This window comes from Tatumella terrea (assembly GCF_039523755.1).
Taxonomy (GTDB): Bacteria; Pseudomonadota; Gammaproteobacteria; order Enterobacterales; family Enterobacteriaceae; genus Tatumella; species Tatumella terrea.
The window spans coordinates 162,754-184,603 of sequence record NZ_BAAAFX010000011.1; the positions used below are offsets into that span (position 1 = coordinate 162,754).

General features: G+C 52.1%; 20 protein-coding genes. 15 read left to right on the forward strand and 5 right to left on the reverse strand.

Going from position 1 to position 21,850, the window contains the following annotated elements; genetic code table 11:
- The first annotated feature begins 182 nt into the window (after positions 1-182).
- A complete protein-coding gene (ompR, locus tag ABD035_RS07460; RefSeq protein ID WP_025901501.1) occupies positions 183-902 on the forward strand; it encodes an osmolarity response regulator transcription factor OmpR in 720 nt (239 codons plus the stop codon).
- Positions 899-2,254, forward strand: coding sequence for a two-component system sensor histidine kinase EnvZ (gene envZ / locus ABD035_RS07465; RefSeq protein WP_212713528.1), 1,356 nt, complete (start codon positions 899-901; stop codon positions 2,252-2,254). Before ompR ends, envZ begins: the two co-directional genes overlap by 4 nt.
- 45 nt (positions 2,255-2,299) lie before the next feature.
- On the opposite strand, the gene pckA is transcribed toward envZ, so the two are convergent.
- The 4 genes from pckA to ABD035_RS07485 all read right to left on the reverse strand — a co-directional run bounded on the left by pckA (position 2,300) and on the right by ABD035_RS07485 (position 7,909).
- Complete coding sequence (gene pckA, locus ABD035_RS07470) at positions 2,300-3,922, reverse strand: phosphoenolpyruvate carboxykinase (ATP) (protein WP_343868973.1); 1,623 nt, start codon at positions 3,920-3,922, stop codon at positions 2,300-2,302.
- Between the two features lie 258 nt (positions 3,923-4,180).
- Positions 4,181-5,047, reverse strand: a complete 867-nt coding sequence (hslO, locus tag ABD035_RS07475) for an Hsp33 family molecular chaperone HslO (RefSeq protein ID WP_212713526.1) — start codon at positions 5,045-5,047, stop codon at positions 4,181-4,183.
- 26 nt (positions 5,048-5,073) lie between these two features.
- A complete protein-coding gene (gene hslR, locus ABD035_RS07480; protein ID WP_212713525.1) occupies positions 5,074-5,478 on the reverse strand; it encodes a ribosome-associated heat shock protein Hsp15 in 405 nt (134 codons plus the stop codon).
- Positions 5,479-5,782: 304 nt separating this feature from the next.
- Complete coding sequence (locus tag ABD035_RS07485) at positions 5,783-7,909, reverse strand: IgaA/UmoB family intracellular growth attenuator (RefSeq protein ID WP_343868976.1); 2,127 nt, start codon at positions 7,907-7,909, stop codon at positions 5,783-5,785.
- Between the two features lie 403 nt (positions 7,910-8,312).
- On the opposite strand from ABD035_RS07485, the gene nudE reads away from it, so the two are divergent.
- Entirely contained in the window at positions 8,313-8,876 is a 564-nt protein-coding gene (nudE, locus tag ABD035_RS07490) for an ADP compounds hydrolase NudE (RefSeq protein ID WP_212713523.1), read from the forward strand.
- A gap of 173 nt (positions 8,877-9,049) precedes the next feature.
- On the opposite strand, the gene mrcA is transcribed toward nudE, so the two are convergent.
- Positions 9,050-11,602 (reverse strand): peptidoglycan glycosyltransferase/peptidoglycan DD-transpeptidase MrcA, encoded by a 2,553-nt coding sequence (mrcA, locus tag ABD035_RS07495; protein WP_343868979.1) that lies wholly within the window; start codon positions 11,600-11,602, stop codon positions 9,050-9,052.
- A 119-nt stretch (positions 11,603-11,721) separates the two neighbouring features.
- On the opposite strand from mrcA, the gene ABD035_RS07500 reads away from it, so the two are divergent.
- The 12 genes from ABD035_RS07500 (at position 11,722) to trpS (ending at position 21,730) form a co-directional block, all read left to right on the forward strand.
- Complete coding sequence (locus tag ABD035_RS07500) at positions 11,722-12,555, forward strand: pilus assembly protein (RefSeq protein ID WP_343868981.1); 834 nt, start codon at positions 11,722-11,724, stop codon at positions 12,553-12,555.
- The gene (locus tag ABD035_RS07505) at positions 12,552-13,112 is read left to right on the forward strand and encodes a PilN domain-containing protein (protein ID WP_343868983.1); all 561 of its coding nucleotides are present in this window, start codon (positions 12,552-12,554) and stop codon (positions 13,110-13,112) included. The genes ABD035_RS07500 and ABD035_RS07505 overlap by 4 nt, the downstream gene beginning before the upstream one ends.
- Positions 13,105-13,584: a HofO family protein gene (locus tag ABD035_RS07510; RefSeq protein WP_343868985.1), complete on the forward strand. Its 480-nt coding sequence runs from the start codon at positions 13,105-13,107 to the stop codon at positions 13,582-13,584. Before ABD035_RS07505 ends, ABD035_RS07510 begins: the two co-directional genes overlap by 8 nt.
- Positions 13,577-13,927: a hypothetical protein gene (locus tag ABD035_RS07515; RefSeq protein ID WP_343868987.1), complete on the forward strand. Its 351-nt coding sequence runs from the start codon at positions 13,577-13,579 to the stop codon at positions 13,925-13,927. The genes ABD035_RS07510 and ABD035_RS07515 overlap by 8 nt, the downstream gene beginning before the upstream one ends.
- Positions 13,917-15,155 (forward strand): type IV pilus secretin PilQ, encoded by a 1,239-nt coding sequence (pilQ, locus tag ABD035_RS07520; RefSeq protein WP_343868989.1) that lies wholly within the window; start codon positions 13,917-13,919, stop codon positions 15,153-15,155. The genes ABD035_RS07515 and pilQ overlap by 11 nt, the downstream gene beginning before the upstream one ends.
- A 360-nt stretch (positions 15,156-15,515) precedes the next feature.
- Complete coding sequence (gene aroK, locus ABD035_RS07525) at positions 15,516-16,037, forward strand: shikimate kinase AroK (RefSeq protein WP_025901488.1); 522 nt, start codon at positions 15,516-15,518, stop codon at positions 16,035-16,037.
- Positions 16,038-16,080: 43 nt separating this feature from the next.
- Complete coding sequence (gene aroB / locus ABD035_RS07530) at positions 16,081-17,169, forward strand: 3-dehydroquinate synthase (protein ID WP_343868991.1); 1,089 nt, start codon at positions 16,081-16,083, stop codon at positions 17,167-17,169.
- A gap of 68 nt (positions 17,170-17,237) precedes the next feature.
- Positions 17,238-18,386: an SPOR domain-containing protein gene (locus ABD035_RS07535; RefSeq protein ID WP_343868993.1), complete on the forward strand. Its 1,149-nt coding sequence runs from the start codon at positions 17,238-17,240 to the stop codon at positions 18,384-18,386.
- Between the two features lie 97 nt (positions 18,387-18,483).
- The gene (dam, locus tag ABD035_RS07540; RefSeq protein ID WP_212713514.1) at positions 18,484-19,296 is read left to right on the forward strand and encodes an adenine-specific DNA-methyltransferase; all 813 of its coding nucleotides are present in this window, start codon (positions 18,484-18,486) and stop codon (positions 19,294-19,296) included.
- Positions 19,297-19,359: 63 nt separating this feature from the next.
- Positions 19,360-20,043: a ribulose-phosphate 3-epimerase gene (gene rpe, locus ABD035_RS07545; protein ID WP_343868996.1), complete on the forward strand. Its 684-nt coding sequence runs from the start codon at positions 19,360-19,362 to the stop codon at positions 20,041-20,043.
- Positions 20,027-20,704: a phosphoglycolate phosphatase gene (locus tag ABD035_RS07550; RefSeq protein WP_343868999.1), complete on the forward strand. Its 678-nt coding sequence runs from the start codon at positions 20,027-20,029 to the stop codon at positions 20,702-20,704. Before rpe ends, ABD035_RS07550 begins: the two co-directional genes overlap by 17 nt.
- A gap of 18 nt (positions 20,705-20,722) precedes the next feature.
- Positions 20,723-21,730 carry a tryptophan--tRNA ligase gene (gene trpS / locus ABD035_RS07555; RefSeq protein ID WP_212713512.1) on the forward strand — a complete coding sequence of 336 codons (1,008 nt, stop codon included), beginning with the start codon at positions 20,723-20,725 and terminating at the stop codon, positions 21,728-21,730.
- Positions 21,731-21,850 lie beyond the last annotated feature (120 nt).

Below are 21,850 nucleotides of genomic sequence, written 5' to 3' on the forward strand. Positions count from 1 at the left end.
AAGAAAAGGTTGAGGAATTTCAACAGACTCCACGGGCATAGGGCGATAAAAACGGAGTTAACTTGCTGTTTAATATGCTTTGTAACAATTTCGGCTAGAATATAAACCATTATAAACTGTCACTGTAATATATCTTTTTTAACAATACAGCATCAGGCAATTGTGCCTTTGGGAGTGAAGAAATGCAGGAAAATTACAAAGTTCTGGTCGTTGATGATGATATGCGACTGCGCGCATTGCTGGAAAGATATCTGACCGAGCAGGGTTTCCAGGTTCGCAGCGTAGCGAATGCCGAACAGATGGATCGTTTACTGACCCGTGAATCCTTCCACCTGATGGTACTTGATTTGATGCTGCCGGGCGAAGATGGCCTTTCTATCTGTCGCCGTTTACGTAGCCAAAGTAACCCGATGCCTATCATTATGGTGACGGCCAAAGGTGAAGAAGTGGATCGTATTGTCGGGCTGGAAATCGGTGCTGACGATTATATCCCTAAACCGTTTAACCCGCGTGAACTGCTGGCCCGTATCCGCGCTGTATTGCGTCGCCAGGCGAATGAACTGCCGGGCGCACCGTCGCAGGAAGAAGCCGTTATCGCCTTTGGTAAGTTTAAACTGAACCTCGGCACCCGCGAAATGTTCCGTGAAGATGAACCTATGCCATTAACCAGTGGTGAGTTCGCGGTACTGAAAGCGCTGGTCAGCCACCCGCGTGAGCCGTTATCCCGCGACAAGCTGATGAATCTGGCCCGTGGCCGTGAATACAGTGCGATGGAACGTTCTATTGATGTTCAGATTTCACGTCTGCGTCGTATGGTAGAAGAAGACCCGGCACACCCGCGGTATATTCAGACCGTCTGGGGCCTGGGGTATGTGTTTGTGCCGGATGGCAGTAAAGCATGAAGCGATTCCGCTTCTCGCCACGGAGCTCCTTTGCCCGTACGCTGCTATTGATCGTGACTTTACTGTTTGTCAGTCTGGTCACGACGTATCTGGTGGTGCTGAATTTTGCGATTTTGCCGAGTCTTCAGCAGTTTAATAAGGTTCTGGCGTATGAAGTCAGAATGCTGATGACCGATAAGCTGCAGCTGGAAGATGGCACGCAGTTAGAAGTTCCGCCGGCTTTTCGTCGGGAAATCTATCGGGAATTAGGTATTTCACTGTATACCAATGCAGCGGCAGAGGAAGGCGGGTTACGCTGGGCACAGCATTATGAATTTCTGAGTGATCAGATGGCGCAGCAACTGGGCGGGCCGACCGATGTCCGGGTGGAGGTCAATAAGAACTCTCCTGTGGTCTGGCTGAAGACCTGGTTATCTCCCGATATCTGGGTGCGTGTCCCTTTGACGGAAATTCATCAGGGAGATTTCTCCCCGCTGTTCCGCTATACCCTGGCCATTATGCTGCTGGCGATTTGCGGAGCCTGGTTATTTATCCGTATGCAGAACCGGCCACTGGTGGAGCTGGAAAATGCTGCTCTGCAGGTGGGACAGGGGATTATACCGCCGCCGTTAAGAGAATATGGCGCATCGGAAGTACGCTCGGTGACCCGGGCGTTTAATCAGATGGCTGCCGGGATTAAACAACTGGCCGATGACCGTACTTTGCTCATGGCAGGAGTCAGCCATGACCTCCGGACACCGCTGACACGTATTCGTCTGGCGACGGAGATGATGGGCGAAGAAGAAAAGTATCTTTCCGAATCCATCAACAAAGATATTGAAGAATGTAATGCCATTATCGAACAGTTTATCGATTATCTGCGTACCGGGCAGGAAATGCAGACAGAACGTGTCGATCTGAATACGGTACTCGGAGAAGTGGTCGCTGCCGAAAGCGGTTATGAGCGCGAGATAGAGAATGCCGTGATGGACAGTGAACTTCTGCTGGATATCAATCCGCTGTCTGTTAAACGCGCTGTGGCGAATATGGTGGTGAATGCTGCCCGCTATGGTAATGGCTGGATCAAAGTCAGTAGCGGTCGTGAGCTGAACCGGGCCTGGTTTCAGGTAGAAGATAATGGTCCCGGGATTGAACCGGAGCAAATTGAACATCTGCTTCAGCCTTTTGTCCGCGGTGACAGTGCCCGCAGTACCAGCGGAACAGGATTAGGGCTGGCTATCGTCCAGCGGATTATCGATGCGCACCGGGGGGAGCTGGAAATCGGCAGAAGTGAACAGGGCGGGCTGCGTATCCGGGCCTGGTTACCGGTGCCGGTTACAGAACCGCCGGTGGTGAATACCGCCACTCATTAAGTGTACGAAACAGACAGGGTGGGTCACCCTGTCTGTGACGGCGAATTAATCGGGCACCGGACCGGCATGTACCAGTGCCTGACCGGTGGCCGTATCCGTATATTGTACGAAATTATCAATAAACTTCTGTGCCAGTACCCCGGCCTGGGTTCGCCATTCGCTCTCTGATGCCCAGCTATTCCTCGGGTCAAGTAGTGAACTCTCCACATTTTTCAGCCTCAGAGGCATCTGCAGGTTAAATACCGGCAATACCTGCATCGGAGCTTGCCGTAATTCATCGTTAAGAATGGCATTGATCAACGTCCGCGTGTTTTTCAGCGATATACGCTGACCCTGACCATTCCAGCCGGTATTGACCAGATAGGCTTCTGCGCCTGCGGCCTGCATTCGCTTCAGAAGCACTTCTGCATAACGGGTCGGATGCAGGGTAAGAAAGGCCGCCCCGAAGCAGGCCGAGAACGTGGGGAGCGGTCTGACAATTCCCCGTTCTGTCCCGGCGAGTTTGGCCGTGAAGCCGGATAAAAAATGATACTGGGTTTGCTCCGGTGTCAGCCGTGATACCGGGGGTAAAATCCCGAAGGCATCGGCAGTGAGAAAAATAACCTTACGGGCATGCCCGGCTTTGGAAAGCGGGGTCACGATATTCTCAATATGGCTGAGAGGATAAGAGACCCGGGTATTTTCAGTTTTCGAGGCATCGGCAAAATCAATGCGGCCATCGGCGAGGACAACGACGTTCTCCAGCAGAGCATCACGGCGGATAGCCTGGTAGATTTCCGGCTCGGCCTGCGGACAAAGATTAATGGTTTTTGCATAGCACCCGCCTTCAAAGTTGAAGACGCCTTCATCATCCCAGCCGTGTTCATCATCACCGATCAACTGTCGGGCCGGATCGGTTGAGAGAGTGGTTTTCCCGGTACCGGACAGGCCGAAGAATACGGCCACATCGCCCTGTTTACCCACATTAGCGGAGCAGTGCATAGAGGCAATATTCTTCAATGGCAGTAAATAATTCATGACGGCAAACAAGCCTTTCTTCATCTCGCCGCCATACCAGGTGCCCCCGATAAGCTGAATACGCTCGGTCAGATTAAATGCCACAAAATTTTCAGAATTCAGCCCCTGAGACTGCCAGTGCGGATTGGAACATTTTGACGCATTCAGGACCACAAAGTCCGGGGTAAACTGTGCCAGTTCTTCCTCGTCCGGTTGGATAAACATATTTTTGACGAAGTGAGCCTGCCATGCCACTTCTGTCACAAAGCGTACACTGAGGCGGCTGTTGGCATTGGCGCCGCAGAAGGCATCTGTCACGAACAGACGTTTACCGGAAAGCTGATCGGTCACGCAACGTTTTAGTGTCTGCCAGGTGTCCACGCTGAGCGGCTGATTGCCGCTGCTGCCCTGTGCAGTGTCACTCCACCAGAGATTATCGCGGGTTGTCTCATCGCGGACGATGTATTTATCTTTCGGAGAGCGGCCGGTAAAAATACCGGTATCTACCGCAACGGCACCGTTACTGGTCAGTATCCCCCGCTCAAAGCCCTGTAATTCCGGGCGGAGTTCTTCGTTAAACAGGGTTGTGTAGTCCGGGTTATAAATAATGCAGGGGGTATGCTGAATACCTAACGATGAGAGATCGGGCAACTTCCCATTACTGGAAGACATGTGTCTGCTCCTTTCGAACCTGGGTCTGCAAGTGGATATGCCGCGGCCAGAGGCAACGATAATCATTCCGGAAGAATATCAGCCTGAGAGTTACGGGCAGTGTACACAGCGGATCATCAAGGCAGGAAGGAGGTCCGGGGAAAAGTGTGAAGCGGGTTATACTTCGCTGTAATGACTACCCTTTCTTTCAACAGAAAAGGTAGCCCTGCAGCGATACCGGTGACGCCGGCCTCAGCAGATAAGGCCGGCGTTTCGTGATCAGTGGACGGAGTTGTTACCTGCGAGTGCATTAGTGCGGATGTTTTCCACATCGACCGCATCATAAATGTAATGAGTGCCACAGTAGTCACAATGCATATCGATCTTGCCATCTTCGGCAAGGATCTCATCGATCTCATTAGCCGCCACGGTTTTCAGTACATCGCCACAACGCTCACGTGAACAGGTACATTTGAATTCAACCGAAACCGGGTCAAAGACTGACACCTCTTCCTGGTGATAAAGACGCCATAACACGTCGGTAGCCGATAATGAGGTCAGCTCTTCTGCCTTGATGGTCTCAGCCAGCGTCACCAGGTGTTCAAACTCCTCGTTACCGGCACCGTGGGACGGCAGAACCTGAAGCAGGATACCGCCGGCCCCCCGGGCGTCCTGGCGGATAATAAGCCGGGTAGGTAATTGCTCTGAACGGGCAAAGTAGTCTTCCAGGCACTCAGCAATCGTCTCACCTTCCAGCCCGACCACGCCCTGATAACGTTCGCCTTTCGCCGGAGTGATGGTAATGATCAGATACCCATTCCCGGCCATCTCTTTCAGTGTTGCGCCGTCAGCAATATCACCACGCATACGGGCAACACCGCGAAGCTGCTGATGATTGTTACCATTGACCACCGCCATCGACAGAGGACCGTCTCCCTGCAACTGAACAGTGATGTCGCCTTCAAATTTCAGTGTCGCGGTCATCAGACTGGTCGCGACCAGCAACTCGCCCAGTAACGCCTGCACCGGCTGCGGGTAGTCATGACCCTGCAGGATATCCTGCAGAGTCTGTGAAACGTTCACGAGCTCGCCGCGAACCTCGGCATTGTTAAAAATGAAGCGATGAAGCTGATCGTGTACAGGCATAAGTGTCTCTCTTTGGGGACGGGAGATTATTCATCGCCCGTTAATTTAAATTTTATCAGATGGCGGCGTTCTTTTTTATCCGGCCGTCTGTCAGGGTGAGGCATCGTCAATGCATGGAGTTTCCGTGCAACGGCCTGAGCCTCACGTTTTTCGATACTTTCCGGCGTTTCGCGATAAAGAAGACTGGCATCCGTCGCGCTGCCTCGTTGCCCGGCGATGCCGGTGATCACCACGGTACGCAGGTCATTTCCCTGACGTAATACCAGCTCAGCATTGAGCTCGACATGTTTGCCGGGTTTAGTGCGTTGTCCGTTGTAATGGACTTTTCCGCCTTCAATCATTTCTCTGGCGATGGCCCGGGTCTTATAAAAACGGGCTGCCCATAGCCATTTATCCAGCCTGACCTCCTGCGGGGGCATTTTTGGTTTCATGCTGGCTCCTGTTATCAGAATCACCGGCGACCTGTGCCTGGCCGAGTGCCATTAATGTGGGTGACCGCCCTGTGCCGGAATTGAGTAGATATGGGTGAATACAGATAATTCAAGGCAGAAGGGGGACGCTACAGATGACAGTATCTTCCGTGCAGCACAAACCAGTGAGGTATTATTATAACGTACTTCCGGCCGGAAGTATTGCGTCGCCAGTACCCGGAAATGCTGTAGTAACGGTCATGTCATGGCTCCCGGGGGAGATGACCGTTAACTCCATAGAAATGGCTGAAGCGGCTATCCGGGGTCAGAAAAGCGACCGGGGCTCATGTCCGCTGCCCAGGGTCGGATTAAAGCATTTATCGTAATACTGCTGAATGGCTATCTTTCGCTGGTGGTCTTTACGCATTCCACGGAAGGCAAGAACTGCGTTCACCAGCAGGCAGAGCACCAATACTACCAGGAAGAGCGATGTCCCGAGATAACGCCAGAGAGAGATCCCGCCCGGCTCTTCATGTAACGAGACATGGGTCGTGCCGTTAGCATCGACAGAGAGTGCAGTAATGATACCGGACGCGGTAAAAGGGGTATGGAGTAACATCGCGGAAATGCGCTGTAGCTCATTCCATTGTTCGGGTGCACTGAGATCAAATAAAGAGACATCCGGCTGCGGCTGCCTGACCAGTTGCCGGCCCTGGTCACTGATCAACAGGTAGCCCCCCGGCGGCGGGCTGTTCAGGGTTTCTATGGCTTTACGTGTTTCACTGGTAAAAAACGTTGCCGCAGCGCTGTTGACCAGATTCTCCAGCATGCCGGCACTGACCGGACGCAACAGGACATTGACCCCATTCAGCTGACCGGATTTCGCACGGGTTACCAGGGATGACCAGTCTTTTGCATTGCCCAGATTGACCAGCGCATTTTTCAGACGGACGCAGTCCATCGCCTGACCACAGAGCTGGTGGGTTTTCAGTACAATATCGGCGAAGTCATCCAGCAGGATCATCCCCGATTTCTGAATCGCTAATGCCAGCTGGGGATTAATTTTTAAATCGTCGATGGAGTCAGGATGCAGTTGCCGTTGGACGGTATCCAGCAGTGCCATGGTTTCATCAATGATCTCAGATTGCGGCAATGGAAGAGGGGAGGCGTTATTCCAGTATATGGCCGAGCAGTCAAAGGGCATATAGCCATAACTACGGTTCCCCTGGTAACTGCCCGGGACCGAGCACATTCCGTCGCCTTTGACATCCAGTAAATCTCCCACCTGTAATTTCATGGCAGACAACTGCTTCAGGGAGGTCACTTCAATTCGCTGAGTCCCCTGCAACCAGGCCATACTGAGTTTGAAAGGCATCCCCAGCGGGACCCAGCTCGCCATCATGAGCAATACCAGTAATGCGCCGCCGGCCAGAACAGCATTTTTACGCCAGCGTTGGATCGGAAATTCGCGGCATTCGTCGTGCAATGACAGAAATCTGCCCTGTCGGATCACCCGGCGTTCGGTATCGATATCGATTTCGGTCACTTTCCCCAGGTCGTGCTGAATATAGGGCATCCAGTAGTCGGGATAGTGCAGATCGATAACGCCCAGCGAAATATTACTTTGTTCCTGATTCGACTCCCCGAAAAGCCCCCAGCGTTTGGGCAACCCACGCATACAGTGGATTTCTTTAAAATCACTGAGTCTGGCAGGGCGGAACATACTCCACAGGCATCCGGAGATGACTAACAGTGACGGTACGACCAGCCATAACAGCAGCCCCGGGGGCACAAGCTGACTCAGGAACAGGATCAGTAGTGCCAGACAGATAATAAAGGCTTCCGGGGTTCCGTCGGGCCTGGAAAGCTGGTGTTCTTCCGGTGTTTCTCTGCGTATCTGCAGCAGCTCAATATTACTGCTTTTCTCTTTACGGATAGAGGCCGGGGAGTTCAGTGGCAGATGAGGGAGGCTCTCGGAGGTCTCCTGAAAATAGTCAGCCAGCTGATGCCCGTTAAGTGCAATGACCAGTAAAATATTCCCGGCGGGGATCAGTTCTATGGTGTTTTCTGCCGTAATGAATTGTTCCCACAAGGGCGGCAGATGGATCTCAATGGTATCGAGATAATATCGCCATTGCTGGGGGGAACTGGTGGACAGCCCGTAGCGTGTTATCGGATAAGTGAGGGAGTAGACCTTATGGCTGCGTAACGTAAAAACCGGTTCTTTACTGACAGTGGGGCGATTGAACAGCGCGAGAATAGGATGGCGTGATGATGATATAGCTGACAGGTACGCAACCGCGGCTTGCTTTTCTTCTGAAGAGAGAGGACGTTTGGTTGCAGGGATCAATAAAGTCAGCCTCTCCGGAAAGAAGCGGTACCTTCTGAAATAAATCATTGAAGCACCAGCTAATAATATTGCTAATGCTAAAATCGTAATCATCATACCCATGTAATGTTCAGCCTGGCTACAGAGAACTCCGCGGAAGTTATTTACTCCGGAAAAGATAATAAAATATGATTCTCAGTTGCACCGGGTACCGGCCCGGTGTGCACGACTACAGCCGCGAATGATGACCTTTTTCACCTTCTTCTTAGTGCTGCTGAGTCATTGATTAAAGTCAGAATTCGCTCGTCACTATTCTACTGCGCGCCGCACAATAAGGGTATCGGTCTAATCTTAATATTCATATCTTATATGATCTGCCGGCGGGGGAGATAATGCCTGACCCTGCCACTCCTGTGAAGGACTGAACCGGGTATTTGAGCTACAGGGTGAGCTGTGGTTCAATACGATCAGTTAGTCTGCAGGTTCATTAGCGCTGCTCATTCCAACGTACTGTTCGAGGTTATCGATGGGTTCCCTGAAAAAACCAGAAATTCTGAATATCAAAGAGGTTGCCCGTTCCCGGCTATTTACTATCCAGCAGGTCGACCTGGAATTCAGTAACGGAGAGCGGCGGGCGTATGAGCGTATGAAACCTTCATCGAGGGAAGCCGTGATGATCCTCGCACTGGACGGTGATTCGGTGCTACTGATCGAAGAGTATGCGGTCGGGCTGGAGAGTTATGAACTGGGGTTTCCTAAAGGACTGATAGACCCGGGCGAAACTCCCCCGGAGGCGGCACAACGTGAACTGAAAGAAGAAGCCGGTTTTGGCGCACGGAATACCGAATTACTGGCCAGTCTGACGATGGCTCCTTCTTATTTCTCCAGCCGCATGAATATTATTGTTGCGCAGGATCTTTATCCGGAAAAACTGGAAGGTGATGAACCTGAACCCCTGGTCGTGCACCGCTGGCCGCTTAATAATCTGACTGGCTTGCTGGAAAAGCCCCAATTCAGTGAGGCCAGAAATATCAGTGCGCTGTTCCTGCTACGGGAATGGTTGATAAAGCACAATAAACTGCCAGGCTGATCATAACAAAAAGCCGGCAGTGCCGGCTTTTTTATCCCCTGAGCAGGGTCAATCAACAGGGCCCGGGCAGCGATAAACAGCGCCGGGCAACGACCATAAATGTCGCGGACCGAAGGTCTTATTGCTCCCGGTCCCTCCAGTCCCCCGTCCCGGGGGATCTTGCTTAAGGAATGTCAGAACAGGTCGTGACTCTGGCCGTTATTGATGATTTCAGGGCTGGTATCCTGCACTGAATATTCGGTCGGTTCTGTGCCGGTAATAAAGTATTCCTGACGCGAATTAGCCCCGCCTTTAGACAGTTTTCCGGTGGTACGGTCAATAGTCACCGTGGTAATGCCTTCCGGTGGGACCAGTGGCTGCAGTGGTACACCCTCCAGAGCGACTTTCATATAGTCATCCCAGGCTGGCTGGGCGGTTTTAGCACCGCCTTCATACCCGGCGGCCTGATCTTTAATGGCTCCGGAATAAGTACTGCGGCCTAAATCTCTGCGGGCATCATCAAAGCCTATCCAGACCGAAGTGGCGATATCCGGGCCGAATCCGGAAAACCATGCATCTTTCGAATTGTTGGTAGTACCTGTTTTACCACCGATATCATTTCGTTTCAGGTCCCTGCCGGCACGCCAGCCTGTCCCTTGCCAGCCCGGTTCCCCGAAGACATTCGAGTTCAGAGCGCTCTTAATCAGGAAGGAGAGCTGAGTACTGATGACATGGGGCGCATATTGCTGATCTGTCACCGGCGGCACCAGGGGGTGTTCCAGATCCGTTTGTGGTGCAGAGGCATTCGCCGGGGCAACCGTGCCAGATTGCGCGACGTTTTCAATACTTTCTTCGTTCAGTGCCGCTGATTTCGGGGTCTCGCCATAGATCACCGGAATATTGCATTGCGGACAGGCGATTTTCGGTTGTTCTTCAAAAACGGTATCCCCGCCATCATTGACAATCTTCTGAATAAACCATGGGTCAACCAGGAAACCGCCATTCGTCAGGGTGGCATAACCTCTGACAACCTGTAACGGCGTGAATGACGCCGCCCCCAGAGCCAGGGACTCCGTATGGACAATATTCTGCTCCGGAAAGCCCAGTCGTTGCAGGTACTTCACGGCATAATCCACACCCATCGCCCGCATCGCCCTGACCATCACCACGTTTTTAGACAACCCTAATCCCTGACGTAAACGGATAGGGCCGTCGTAAGTATTCGGTGAGTTATGAGGACGCCAGTCTGTACCGGCACCGGCATCCCAGCGGGAGATAGGCACATCATTCAGCAGAGTCGCTAATGTCAGACCTTTATCCATGGCTGCGGTGTACAACAGTGGTTTGATGTTTGACCCGACCTGCCGTAAGGCCTGGGTGGCCCGGTTAAACATGCTCTGGTTAAAATCAAAGCCGCCAACCAGCGCAATGATGGCACCGGTTTTGGAATTCAGCGAGACCAGCGCGGAATTCACATCCGGCACCTGTGCCAGCAGCCATTGGCTCTCTGTCTGACGTACCCAGATAAGCTGTCCCGGTTGCAGCACCTGGTTAACCGTCTGTGGGGTCGCGCCTTGCTGGGTATCTGTCTTAAACGGTCTTGCCCAGCGAACAGCGGCAAGGTCGAGCGACAACACTTTATCCCCTTTAAGGGTCACACTGGCAGTACTGGCGTTTGCGGCAGTGACGACGGCCGGGATGAGCGGGCCATACACCGGAAGTGTATTCAGCTCCCGGCTAATTTTTGCTGCATCCCAGGCATTATCGCCGGATTTCCATAACACCTTTTGTGGCCCGCGATAGCCATGACGCATATCGTAGTCGATAACGTTTTTCTGTACGGCAGCCTGAGCGGCGGTCTGTAACCGGCGTGTGATGGTGGTATAGACCTTAAATCCGTCGGTATACGCATTATCGCCGTAACGCTTCACCATCTCCTGGCGTACCATTTCGGTGATATACGGTGCGCTAAAGGCGACCTCCGGGCCATGGTAACTGGCATCGATCGCCTGTGCCCTGGCGTCATCATACTGCTGACGTGTGATGTAATGCTGGTCCAGCATGCGCGACAGCACGACATTTCTGCGGGCCAGGGCACGATCCGGGGAATAGAGCGGATTAAAGGTTGACGGCGCTTTCGGTAGCCCGGCGATCATGGCCATCTCGCTCAATGTCAGTTGATCCACATTCTTACCAAAATAAACCTGCGCGGCCGCCCCGACACCATACGCACGATAGCCCAGGTAGATTTTATTCAGATAGAGTTCCAGAATTTCATCTTTACTCAGTAACTGCTCGATGCGTATTGCAAGAAAGGCTTCTTTGACCTTCCTCATGAACGTTTTTTCCGGGCTCAGGAAGAAATTACGCGCTAACTGCTGGGTGATCGTACTGGCCCCCTGAGAAGCATGGCCGGTCACCAGGGCGATACTGGCGGCGCGGAAGATCCCGACCGGGTCAATGCCGTGATGCTCGTAGAAACGGCTGTCTTCTGTGGCAATAAACGCTTTTACCATTTCAGGCGGGATTTGATTCAGCGTTAAGGGGACACGGCGTTTTTCGCCAAACTGAGCCATCAGCTCGCCGTCGGCACTGTAGACCTGCATCGGCGTTTGCAGCCGCACATCTTTCAGTGTGTTTACATCAGGCAGCTGTGGCTCAATATACTTATAGAGGCCATAGACAGAGCCGACTCCCAGAAATACGCAAAAAATTGCGAAAATAAATAAATACTTTAAGAACTTCACCTGAAATATCCCACCAAAGGTCAACTGCATAGTTTATAGACAATTTTGCCGTAGTATAAAGGCAAGAAGATTGGTTTGATACGTCATTTTGCGCAACAGACACAGCGGAGGTGTCATTTATGAATTTTCAGCGCTGGAATGTCGGGCTTGATATTCAGCCTGACTGTATTACTGCCCTCGGGGTACAGGCCCGCCGCACAGGTTGGCAATTGCGCCACTGGTGGCAGCACCGGTTACCTTCCACAGGCACCGGCACCCTGGATATCGAAGGGCAGCGGTCAGCCTTGTTATCTCTTCTGCATCAGTGGCGCCGGCTATTACCCGGCCGGTTTTCGCTGCGGATCGGTTTACCTCCGCATCTCGTTTCCCGCCGTGAACTTACGTTGCCCATGGCCGTCATGTGTGAGCCGCAGCGCGGGCGTTATATCCGGGCCGCGGCGCGCCGATGGTTTCCTGAAGGTACCGGACCTTTGGGACTTGATTACACCGCTGAACCGTTTTCTTCGGGGGGACTCACGGTGACGGTCGTCAATCAGGAGGTACTGGATCAGTGGCAGGCATTATTCCGACAGGCAGGACTGAACCCGGAGGTATTTGATCTCTCTCCGGCCAGTCTGGCGGTAATTATGGAAGCGCAGCAGCCGGAAAAAGACGGCATATTACTTCACTGCAGTGATGCCTTCTGGTTATGGGCTACCCGCCGGCACGGGAAAATCAGCTACGGCTGGCAGTTTCGCCAGCAAGTCCCCGATGCCGACACCCTCTGTCGGCAGCAGTGCCCTGAGGCAGCCTTTCGTCTCTGTTGCGGCGACTCTCTCCGGCAGCCGCTGCCCGGCTTTACGTTATGCCATCCTCTGCTGATGATTGCCCATCGGTATCCGCCGTTACCGGCCAATGACAATGGTTATGTCCTGGCGACCGGTCTCGCTTTACGCCCGGAAGATAGCGTATGACCGGGGTGAATCTGTTGCCCTGGCGGGAAACGGCGATAAAACAACGGGCGCGCCACTGGGTCATTCGCTATAGCGTCTTGCTGATGGTGATCACTCTTCTTTGTACCGTGGGATATGTCATTCTGCGTGATCGGCTGCAGAAGATGCTTTTACTGGATGAGCATCAACAGCAACAGCAGTTACGGATAAACCAGCTCATTACCGAACAACAACAGCTCTCGCTGCGCCTGGATGATCTGAGGAAGAACAGGGAAGCCCGGCAGGTACAGCAGGAGCAACAATTGCAATGGCGTCGTTTCTGGGCTGACTTACCGGGACTGATGCCTGCCTCGGTCTGGTTATCCTCTGTCAGCCGTCAGAAAGGGGTACTCATTGTCCGTGGGCAGACTGACAGTGTTTCGCAACTAATACGATTTAACCGCCATCTGGCAGGACATCCGTTTTTATCCTCACCGGCTATTCAGGAATTGGTCACGGTAGCCGAAGGCGGATACCGCTTTACGCTTACGGCCCGTCTGCTCCCCGGACTCCACGGGAAGGAGGATGGCAATGCCTGAAGTTATACTTTCTTTTTTATACCGTCCACAGAGTCAGCAGTGGCTGCTGTTCGTTCTGCTTGGCATGGGCAGTCTGGTTGCAGAGGCAGCACTGCTGGATTTCCCAGCCTGGCGCCAGTGGCAGCGGAGTGAAGTCCGTTATCTTCAGCAATCGGCCGTCCTGAACCAGAAACGGAAAAAACTGGCATCTCTGCCTTCACTGGTTCAACTACGTGCTCTGTGCAATCAGGCTAAAGCGCCGGAGCCCCCGCGGATGACCCCCATGATGCTACTGGCCCGCACGAATGTCAGGGTCCGTCACTGGAAAAGTGGCTCTCCGGCACAGATACAGTTATGGCTGAACTGGCCGGAGGTTAAAGATATTTTCGGGCGTATTGCCTCACTGTATCCGGCCTGGTCCGCCGGCGATTTTACTCTTGGTCGCCAGAAAGATGTGCTGGAAATGACACTGTGGTTGCAGACCGGTGACTAGAGCCTGGCTGTGGTGTCTTAGCCTGATACTCAGTGCAGCACAGGCCGAAGACCGGGACCCTTTTCAGCCTCCGGCAAGCCGTCCGCAATGTCAGTTACCGGAAAAAGCCGGTGCTCGTGAATGGCGGCTGCAAGGGACTTTATCTGACCAGACTCACCAGGCCGCCTATATTACCGGCCCCGGCGACGGTCATTATTTTCTGCAGGTGGGGGAGTACCTGCCGGGAACCGCATGGAAAGCCGAAAGTATCCATCGTGGTAAAGTGTTGTTCCGCAATACCCCGGCGTGCGATAAGCCGTTTTGGCAATTATCACTGACCCGGGAGAGCCCCGATGAAGAGTAATAACCTGATATCGCTTCTTATTTTTTTTACAGGAATGGGGCAGGCGGTCGTGCCGGACTCTCCTGTGACACTGGACTTTGAGGAAACACCGGTTACGCGGATTTTCTATTATCTTGCCGCATTCCGAAACCTTAACCTGGTCATCGCCCCGGGCGTAACCGGGACGTTGTCTTTACGGTTGCACGATATTACCTGGCCCGGGGCGATATTACTGGTATCGGAAATGGCCGGAGTGAGGGCCGTCCTGGACGACAATATTTTGCGGGTTTTCCCGGAAATTCAGGATGAGGGTGGACGCTGGAACACGCGGGACCATCCGTCTTCACCGGTCATCACCCGACGTTTTACCCTGCGGAATACCGACGCCGCCTCGATAAAACCGCTACTGACGAGCGATAGCGCCGGCTTATTGAGTCCTGCAGGCCACATTAGTGCGAATACCCGGGCCAATATGCTGATTGTTCAGGACACTGCAGAGTCCGTCAGGAAAATCTCTGAATGGCTGGACAGTTATGATGTAGCTATCCCCCAGGTAGAAATTACGGCGCATATTATCACCATCAGTGAGGAAAGCTTACGCGAATTAGGGGTGGCGTGGGGGCAGCAAGGTGAACGCCTGCAGGCAGAGACGGGAGCGCTCTCTGTGCTGAATATTCCGCTGGCAGTGACACCGGCATCCTTCACCGCAGGCATGACGCTGACACGAATGAATGGACAACTGTTGAGCCTTGAGTTGAGTGCACTTGAACAGGAACATCAGGCGGAAATTATCGCCAGTCCGCGTCTGATGACGTCACATGGTAGTATGGCGTCCATTAAACAGGGGACGGAAATACCTTATGTCGTCACCCGGGGAAAAGATGAAACAGCAACCGTTGAATTTAAAGAAGCCGTATTAGGAATGCAGATCACTCCGGAAGTGCTCGGTGGTGGAAATGTTCGCCTGACGATACAGCTTAGCCAGAATGTTCCGGGAAAGGCCCTGCAAAAAGGGAGTAACGTACCGATAAGTATCGATAAGCAGGAAATCTCGACCCGGGTCACGGTACGTGATGGTCAGACCCTGGCTCTGGGCGGAATTTTTCAGCAAAATCAGAATAACCAGCGGAATAAGGTGCCAATCCTGGGAAATATACCGTTTTTTGGTCAATTATTTCGCCATGATTCACGTCAGCAGAATAAACGTGAACTTGTGATATTTATCACCCCGCGATTAATATTCCCCTGATCTCTCACTCTGAAATTGTCTGCTGACTGAATCCGCGTTGACGCGGCCGTGCATTTAGCATAAAAGATTGAGCGATTCTGTAAGTCCGGAGCCAAATACTGAAAAACAGATGTAGGGTCAGGTTATCTTTGTGATTGCATGAATAATTGCCCGAAAAACAGGCAGACTATACAATCTCACCTTGCTCCGGAAGAGAAAGCTACTCCTGAGATCATTTAATTGGTTGCCAAACAGCCCAGAGTGTTGAGATAATTTTTCGTCTGACTCTTGTTAACGCTTATGAGGTCTCAGTTTCTGTCCCGACTGTCAGCAAGGCTGAACGCGGGGTATCATCAACGAATTCTTAGTAATACCGATAAAATGGCAGAGAAACGAAATATCTTTCTGGTTGGGCCTATGGGTGCCGGCAAAAGCACTATTGGTCGTCAGTTAGCTCAGCAACTCAATATGGAATTTTACGATTCCGATCAGGAAATTGAGCGACGTACCGGAGCTGATGTTGGCTGGGTATTTGATGTAGAAGGCGAGGATGGTTTTCGTGATCGTGAAGAAAAAATCATCAACGAGCTCACTGAAAAACAGGGAATTGTCCTGGCGACTGGCGGTGGCTCAGTAAAATCACGGGATACCCGTAATCGTCTTTCCGCCCGTGGTGTTGTTGTGTATCTGGAAACAACCATCGAAAAACAACTGGCACGGACACAGCGTGATAAACGGCGCCCGTTACTTCAGGTTGACTCTCCTCCGCGGGAAGTTCTGGAGGAATTGGCCGACGAACGTAATCCTTTGTATGAAGAAATTGCGGATGTGACCATCAGAACCGATGAGCAGAGTGCTAAAGTGGTCGCAAACCAGATTATTCATATGCTGGAAAGTAATTAATTTGTTAGCGTAAAACAGACTCAGTCGCAGGGTATCGATCATTATGGAGCAGATCTCGGTCTCACTTGAAGAACGTAGTTATCCGATTACCATAGCTGCAGGTTTATTTGATGACCCTGCTTCCTACTGGCCTCTCAGTGCCGGTGATACCGCGATGGTGGTGACCAATGAAACACTGGCACCACTCTATCTGACGTCTGTGACACAGAAACTCTCTGATGCAGATATTGCGGTTGACCAGGTCATTCTGCCGGATGGCGAGCAGTACAAAACGCTGGATGTTCTGGAGCAGATATTTACCGCATTACTGAAAAAACCCCATGGCCGGGATACCACTCTGGTGGCTCTCGGGGGCGGGGTGATCGGTGATATGACCGGCTTTGCCGCGGCATGTTACCAACGGGGTGTCCGTTTTATTCAGATCCCGACCACCTTACTTTCACAGGTTGATTCCTCCGTCGGTGGAAAAACCGCAGTAAACCACCCGTTAGGTAAAAATATGATTGGGGCTTTTTATCAGCCCGCATCGGTCATTATTGATACCCGCTGTCTGAAAACGCTGCCGCTACGAGAGTTATCGTCCGGACTGGCGGAAGTCATTAAATACGGTATCATTCTGGATGCTGACTTTTTTGTATGGCTTGAACAGCATATGGAACAGCTGATGGCCCTGGATGAACCTACGATAGCCCGCTGTATTCGCCGTTGCTGTGAACTTAAAGCTGAAGTTGTTGCCGCTGATGAGCGGGAGTCCGGAGTCAGGGCGTTGCTGAATCTGGGGCACACCTTCGGGCACGCGATTGAAGCGCATATGGGCTATGGCAACTGGTTACACGGTGAAGCGGTGGCCGCCGGAATCGTGATGGCTGCGAAAACAGCCGAACGTTGTAATGGTTTTACCTCAGCCGAAACAGAGCGCATTATTGCGCTGCTGGCGCGGGCCGGACTACCGACCTGTGGACCGGCTGAAATGAGCGCAGAGCAATATCTGCCTCACATGCTGCGTGATAAAAAAGTACTGGGCGGAGAGTTGCGTCTGGTGCTGCCTTGTAAAACAGGGCAGGCAGAGGTGAGAAGTGGTGTAGCGCATGATATTGTTTTAGCGGCGATCAATGATTGTCAGCCAGGCTGATATAAGACATAGCTTGTTCTGCTGCACACAGGTAGCGGGATACTAACGGTTAAGCACGAGGTGGTTTAATGGATGAGTTCCAGCCGGAAGATGAGTTAAAACCTGACGCCAGTGATCGTCCTGCTGCGCGAACCCGTAAATCATCACCCAAGCCAAAGTTACCGAAACTACCGCAACTCCCGCAGTTACCGGTATCGAAGCAGCATATTATGATTGCTGTCGGTATTCTGGTTCTTCTGCTCCTCATCCTTGGCATTGGTGCCGCCCTGAAGGGTCCATCGCAGTCACCGGTAGCCGGAAACAGTTCCTCTGCGGGCGGAGAAGGGAAGTCTATTGACCTTTCCGGCTCTTCTGTGACGAGCAACACCCCGGGAACAGCTTCAGATGCGCCGCCACCGCCCGTTGCCGGCAGTGATACTGAAGGTAACCCGGCATCTCCGTCTGATATGTCATCTGCATCGTCTTCTGCGTCATCCGCGCCGGGTGTTCAGTCACAGCCTGATGCAGCGCAAAAGGATGTCAGCACTGACGGGACGGCCACACCGGTCGCCAGCCAGACAACATTACCGACCGCGCCAGCCACGCTGGGACTGAATGTAAAAAATAACGGCATGGTCCCGGGTAACCGTTCGGCCAATACTTCACCTTCTGTACCTTCTGTACCTTCTGTACCACACAGTGCAGTCCGGAAATCCCCTGCCAGCGAACGTAATGTCGCGGCGGAGCGTCGTGAGCGCGAGGCGCGCATAACCGAACAACGTCGCAGGGAAGAGCAGCGCCGTGTCACAGAACAACGACGTGCCGCTGAACAGCGTCGTGCCGCGGAACCCCGTCGCGTTGCTGAACATCCGGTGAAAGAAACACGCAAGCCGGTCACTGCTTCTGAACCGGTCATGCATGAATCGAAACCTGCCAGTGTGGCACGTAAAACTCCCCCTGAGGCTGTAGCACAGGTCCCTTCAGGTGAGTACACAATACAGTTGAGTGGTGCGACACACAGGGAGTCCCTGAACGCGTGGGCCAGACAACAAAACCTTACCGGTTACCATGTTTATGAAACGCAGCGTAACGGACAGCCATGGTATGTGTTAGTGAGTGGTTCTTATGCAACTTCTGCTGAAGCTAAACGTGCTATCAGTACCCTTCCTGAAGCTGTACGGGCGAAGAGTCCATGGGTTAAACCTTTAAGCCAGGTCAGGAAAGAGGCTGCTAAGTGATAATTATCGGGGCTGCAATGGGCAGCCCCACTGATAAGCGCAGATCTGCTGTCGGTCTATCCGCAGCCATTAATGAAATAATCTTTACTACGACAGCATGAAAAAACACCGCGCTTTCCTGAAGTGGGCAGGGGGAAAATACCACCTGCTGGATGATATTCGCCGATACTTACCTGAGGGTGATTGTTTAATCGAACCTTTTGTAGGTGCCGGTTCAGTATTTCTGAACACAGATTATAAAAGTTATCAGCTGGCTGACATCAATAGCGACCTGATTAATCTCTACAACATTATCAAGACGAACAGTGCGGCATTTATTGCAGACTCGCGCCGGTTGTTCACCGCGGAGTTTAATGACCCTGATGTCTATTATGCCCAGCGGATAATCTTTAATCAGAGCAGGGACCCTTATGAACGGGCTCTGTTATTCCTCTATCTGAACCGTCACGGTTATAACGGCTTGTGTCGCTATAACCTGAGCGGAGAGTTTAACGTGCCTTTTGGCCGTTACCGTAAGCCATATTTCCCTGAAGCCGAACTATTATGGTTTGCCGAACGTGCACAGCAGGCGACTTTTGTTTGTCAGTCTTACAGCACAACAATGAGTCAGGCGCGCTCCGGGTCAGTCGTGTACTGTGATCCACCTTATGCACCGCTTTCGGCGACGGCAAATTTTACTGCTTACCATACGAACAGTTTTAATCTGGCTGAACAGGTACAGCTGGCCGAACTGGCGGCAAAACTGGCAAGGGAAAACGCAGTCCCTGTGTTAATCTCTAATCATGATACTGAGTTAACTCAGCAGTGGTACGGTGAGGCAGTAAAATATATCGTCAAGGCCCGCCGCTCTATCAGTCGTAATGTAAACGGGCGCACTAAGGTTAACGAATTACTGGCGCTTTACCGCTAAGCTGAGCATAGTCAGGTCTATTTCTCAGGTAATTTAACCGGGCACAACCCTCGGGAGAACAGAATGAAAGACTATTTGATAGCCCCCTCAATTTTGTCGGCTGATTTCGCCAGACTGGGAGAGGACACCGCAAAAGCACTGGCTGCCGGGGGAGACGTTGTTCATTTCGATGTAATGGATAACCATTACGTGCCCAACCTGACGATGGGACCGATGGTGCTGAAAGCGCTCCGTGATTACGGGATCACCGCCCCCATTGATGTTCATCTGATGGTGAAACCGGTAGATAGTCTTGTGCCTGAATTTGCGAAGGCCGGTGCCAGCATTATCACTTTTCACCCGGAAGCATCAGAACATATTGACCGCACCTTACAGCTGATTAAAGAACATGGCTGCAAAGCCGGCCTGGTATTTAACCCGGCAACACCGCTGAACTATCTCGATTACGTCATGGATAAGATTGATGTGGTGCTGTTGATGTCTGTGAACCCTGGCTTTGGTGGTCAGAGTTTTCTGCCTTCGACACTGAATAAACTCCGTGATGTGCGTAAACGTATCGACCATAGTGGCTTTGATATTCGCCTGGAAGTTGACGGCGGAGTAAAAACGGACAATATTGCTCAGATTGCCGCGGCCGGAGCGGATATGTTTGTTGCCGGTTCCGCGATTTTTGGTCAGCCTGACTATAAAAAAGTGATCCAAGAGATGCGTCGGGAACTGGAGAGTGCCAATGGGTCATTTCACTGATATTCGGGCCCTGGCATTCGATCTCGACGGTACGCTGACTGACAGCATCCCTGGTCTTGCTGAAGCCATCAATCTCACGCTGAAAACCCTGAGTTTTCCAGCTGCCAGCGTTGACCAGATCACGACCTGGGTCGGAAACGGAGCCGATGTTCTGGTGGAACGCGCCCTGACGCACGCCCTGGGTCGTACGCCCACAGCCACCGACTTCGGGCAAGCCCGTCAGTTATTTACTAGTTATTATGCACAAACGGCTGAACATGGCAGTGCCTTGTTCCCGGCGGTAGAAGAAACCCTGCGCACATTACATCAGCAGCCACTGCCGATGGCCATTGTGACCAACAAACCGACGCCATTTGTTGCACCCCTGCTGGAATCTCTGGGAATTGCTGACATGTTTTCACTGGTCATCGGCGGGGATGATGTGGTGGTGAAAAAACCGCATCCGGCGGCAATTTACCTCGTTCTGGGTAAATTCGGGCTGCATCCGCATGAGTTATTGTTTGTTGGTGATTCAAAAAATGATATTCAGGCAGCGAAGTCTGCAGGTGTCCCCTGTGCTGGCCTGACCTATGGATATAACTATGGTGAGCCTATCGCGGACAGTAAGCCGGATAGAGTATTGAATTCGTTTGACCAACTTTTGCCCGCACTTGGGCTGTAAGGAATCAGGAAGAAATTTATGAGTAAACCCATTGTTTTTAGTGGCGCACAGCCTTCAGGTGAACTAACCATTGGTAATTACATGGGGGCTCTTCGTCAATGGGTACAGATGCAGGATGATTACCATTGCATCTACTGTATTGTTGACCAGCACGCCATTACCGTCCGTCAGGATCCGCAAGCGCTGCATAAGGCAACGCTGGATACCCTGGCACTGTACCTGGCCTGTGGCATTGATCCTGAAAAGTCGACCATATTTGTCCAGTCTCATGTACCGGAACATGCGCAGCTCTCCTGGTTACTGAACTGCTACACCTATTTTGGTGAGCTGAGTCGCATGACACAGTTCAAAGATAAATCTTCCCGTTATGCTGAGAATATTAACGCCGGTCTTTTCGACTATCCGGTGTTAATGGCCGCAGACATCCTGCTTTACCAGACCAACCAGGTGCCGGTAGGCGAAGATCAGAAACAACACCTTGAATTAAGCCGGGATATTGCTCAGCGCTTTAATGCTATTTATGGTGATATCTTCCGCATTCCGGAGCCTTTTATTCCGAAATCAGGTGCGCGCGTGATGTCTCTGCTGGAACCGACCCGTAAAATGTCTAAGTCGGATGAGAACCGAAATAACGTGATCGGCCTGCTGGAAGATCCAAAGTCGGTCGTGAAGAAGATTAAACGTGCGGTGACCGACTCGGATGAGCCACCGGTGGTTCGTTATGATGTGAAAAACAAAGCCGGTGTTTCTAACCTGCTGGATATTCTCTCCGGTGTTACCGGTCAGTCTATTCCTGAGCTGGAAGAGGAATTCAGCGGTAAAATGTATGGCCATCTGAAAGGCGCGGTAGCCGACGCCGTTGCCGGAATGGTTGGCGAGCTACAACAGCGCTTCGAACACTATCGTAACGATGAAGCCTTGCTGAATAAGATCATGCAGGAAGGTGCGGAGAAGGCCAGCAGCAGAGCCCGTGAAACGCTGGATAAGGTATATCAGGCGGTAGGTTTTGTGGCCCGTCCTCAGTAAGGCACACCCTACAGTCATACCGTAATAAAAACCAAAAAAGCCACCGTCAGGTTAATGCCGATCGTTTAAGACTACTTGATCGATCCAGTGCATGATGTAAAAAGGGTCCATGTTCAACAT

What these genes read in the sequence shown, in the direction of transcription:
- ompR (WP_025901501.1), top strand. Translation starts at nt 183, where the DNA reads ATGCAGGAAAATTACAAAGTTCTGGTCGTTGATGATGATATGCGACTG.
- envZ (WP_212713528.1), top strand. Translation starts at nt 899, where the DNA reads ATGAAGCGATTCCGCTTCTCGCCACGGAGCTCCTTTGCCCGTACGCTG.
- pckA (WP_343868973.1), bottom strand. Translation starts at nt 3,922, where the DNA reads ATGTCTTCCAGTAATGGGAAGTTGCCCGATCTCTCATCGTTAGGTATT.
- hslO (WP_212713526.1), bottom strand. Translation starts at nt 5,047, where the DNA reads ATGCCTGTACACGATCAGCTTCATCGCTTCATTTTTAACAATGCCGAG.
- hslR (WP_212713525.1), bottom strand. Translation starts at nt 5,478, where the DNA reads ATGAAACCAAAAATGCCCCCGCAGGAGGTCAGGCTGGATAAATGGCTA.
- ABD035_RS07485 (WP_343868976.1), bottom strand. Translation starts at nt 7,909, where the DNA reads ATGGGTATGATGATTACGATTTTAGCATTAGCAATATTATTAGCTGGT.
- nudE (WP_212713523.1), top strand. Translation starts at nt 8,313, where the DNA reads ATGGGTTCCCTGAAAAAACCAGAAATTCTGAATATCAAAGAGGTTGCC.
- ABD035_RS07500 (WP_343868981.1), top strand. Translation starts at nt 11,722, where the DNA reads ATGAATTTTCAGCGCTGGAATGTCGGGCTTGATATTCAGCCTGACTGT.
- ABD035_RS07505 (WP_343868983.1), top strand. Translation starts at nt 12,552, where the DNA reads ATGACCGGGGTGAATCTGTTGCCCTGGCGGGAAACGGCGATAAAACAA.
- ABD035_RS07510 (WP_343868985.1), top strand. Translation starts at nt 13,105, where the DNA reads ATGCCTGAAGTTATACTTTCTTTTTTATACCGTCCACAGAGTCAGCAG.
- pilQ (WP_343868989.1), top strand. Translation starts at nt 13,917, where the DNA reads ATGAAGAGTAATAACCTGATATCGCTTCTTATTTTTTTTACAGGAATG.
- aroK (WP_025901488.1), top strand. Translation starts at nt 15,516, where the DNA reads ATGGCAGAGAAACGAAATATCTTTCTGGTTGGGCCTATGGGTGCCGGC.
- aroB (WP_343868991.1), top strand. Translation starts at nt 16,081, where the DNA reads ATGGAGCAGATCTCGGTCTCACTTGAAGAACGTAGTTATCCGATTACC.
- ABD035_RS07535 (WP_343868993.1), top strand. Translation starts at nt 17,238, where the DNA reads ATGGATGAGTTCCAGCCGGAAGATGAGTTAAAACCTGACGCCAGTGAT.
- dam (WP_212713514.1), top strand. Translation starts at nt 18,484, where the DNA reads ATGAAAAAACACCGCGCTTTCCTGAAGTGGGCAGGGGGAAAATACCAC.
- rpe (WP_343868996.1), top strand. Translation starts at nt 19,360, where the DNA reads ATGAAAGACTATTTGATAGCCCCCTCAATTTTGTCGGCTGATTTCGCC.
- ABD035_RS07550 (WP_343868999.1), top strand. Translation starts at nt 20,027, where the DNA reads ATGGGTCATTTCACTGATATTCGGGCCCTGGCATTCGATCTCGACGGT.
- trpS (WP_212713512.1), top strand. Translation starts at nt 20,723, where the DNA reads ATGAGTAAACCCATTGTTTTTAGTGGCGCACAGCCTTCAGGTGAACTA.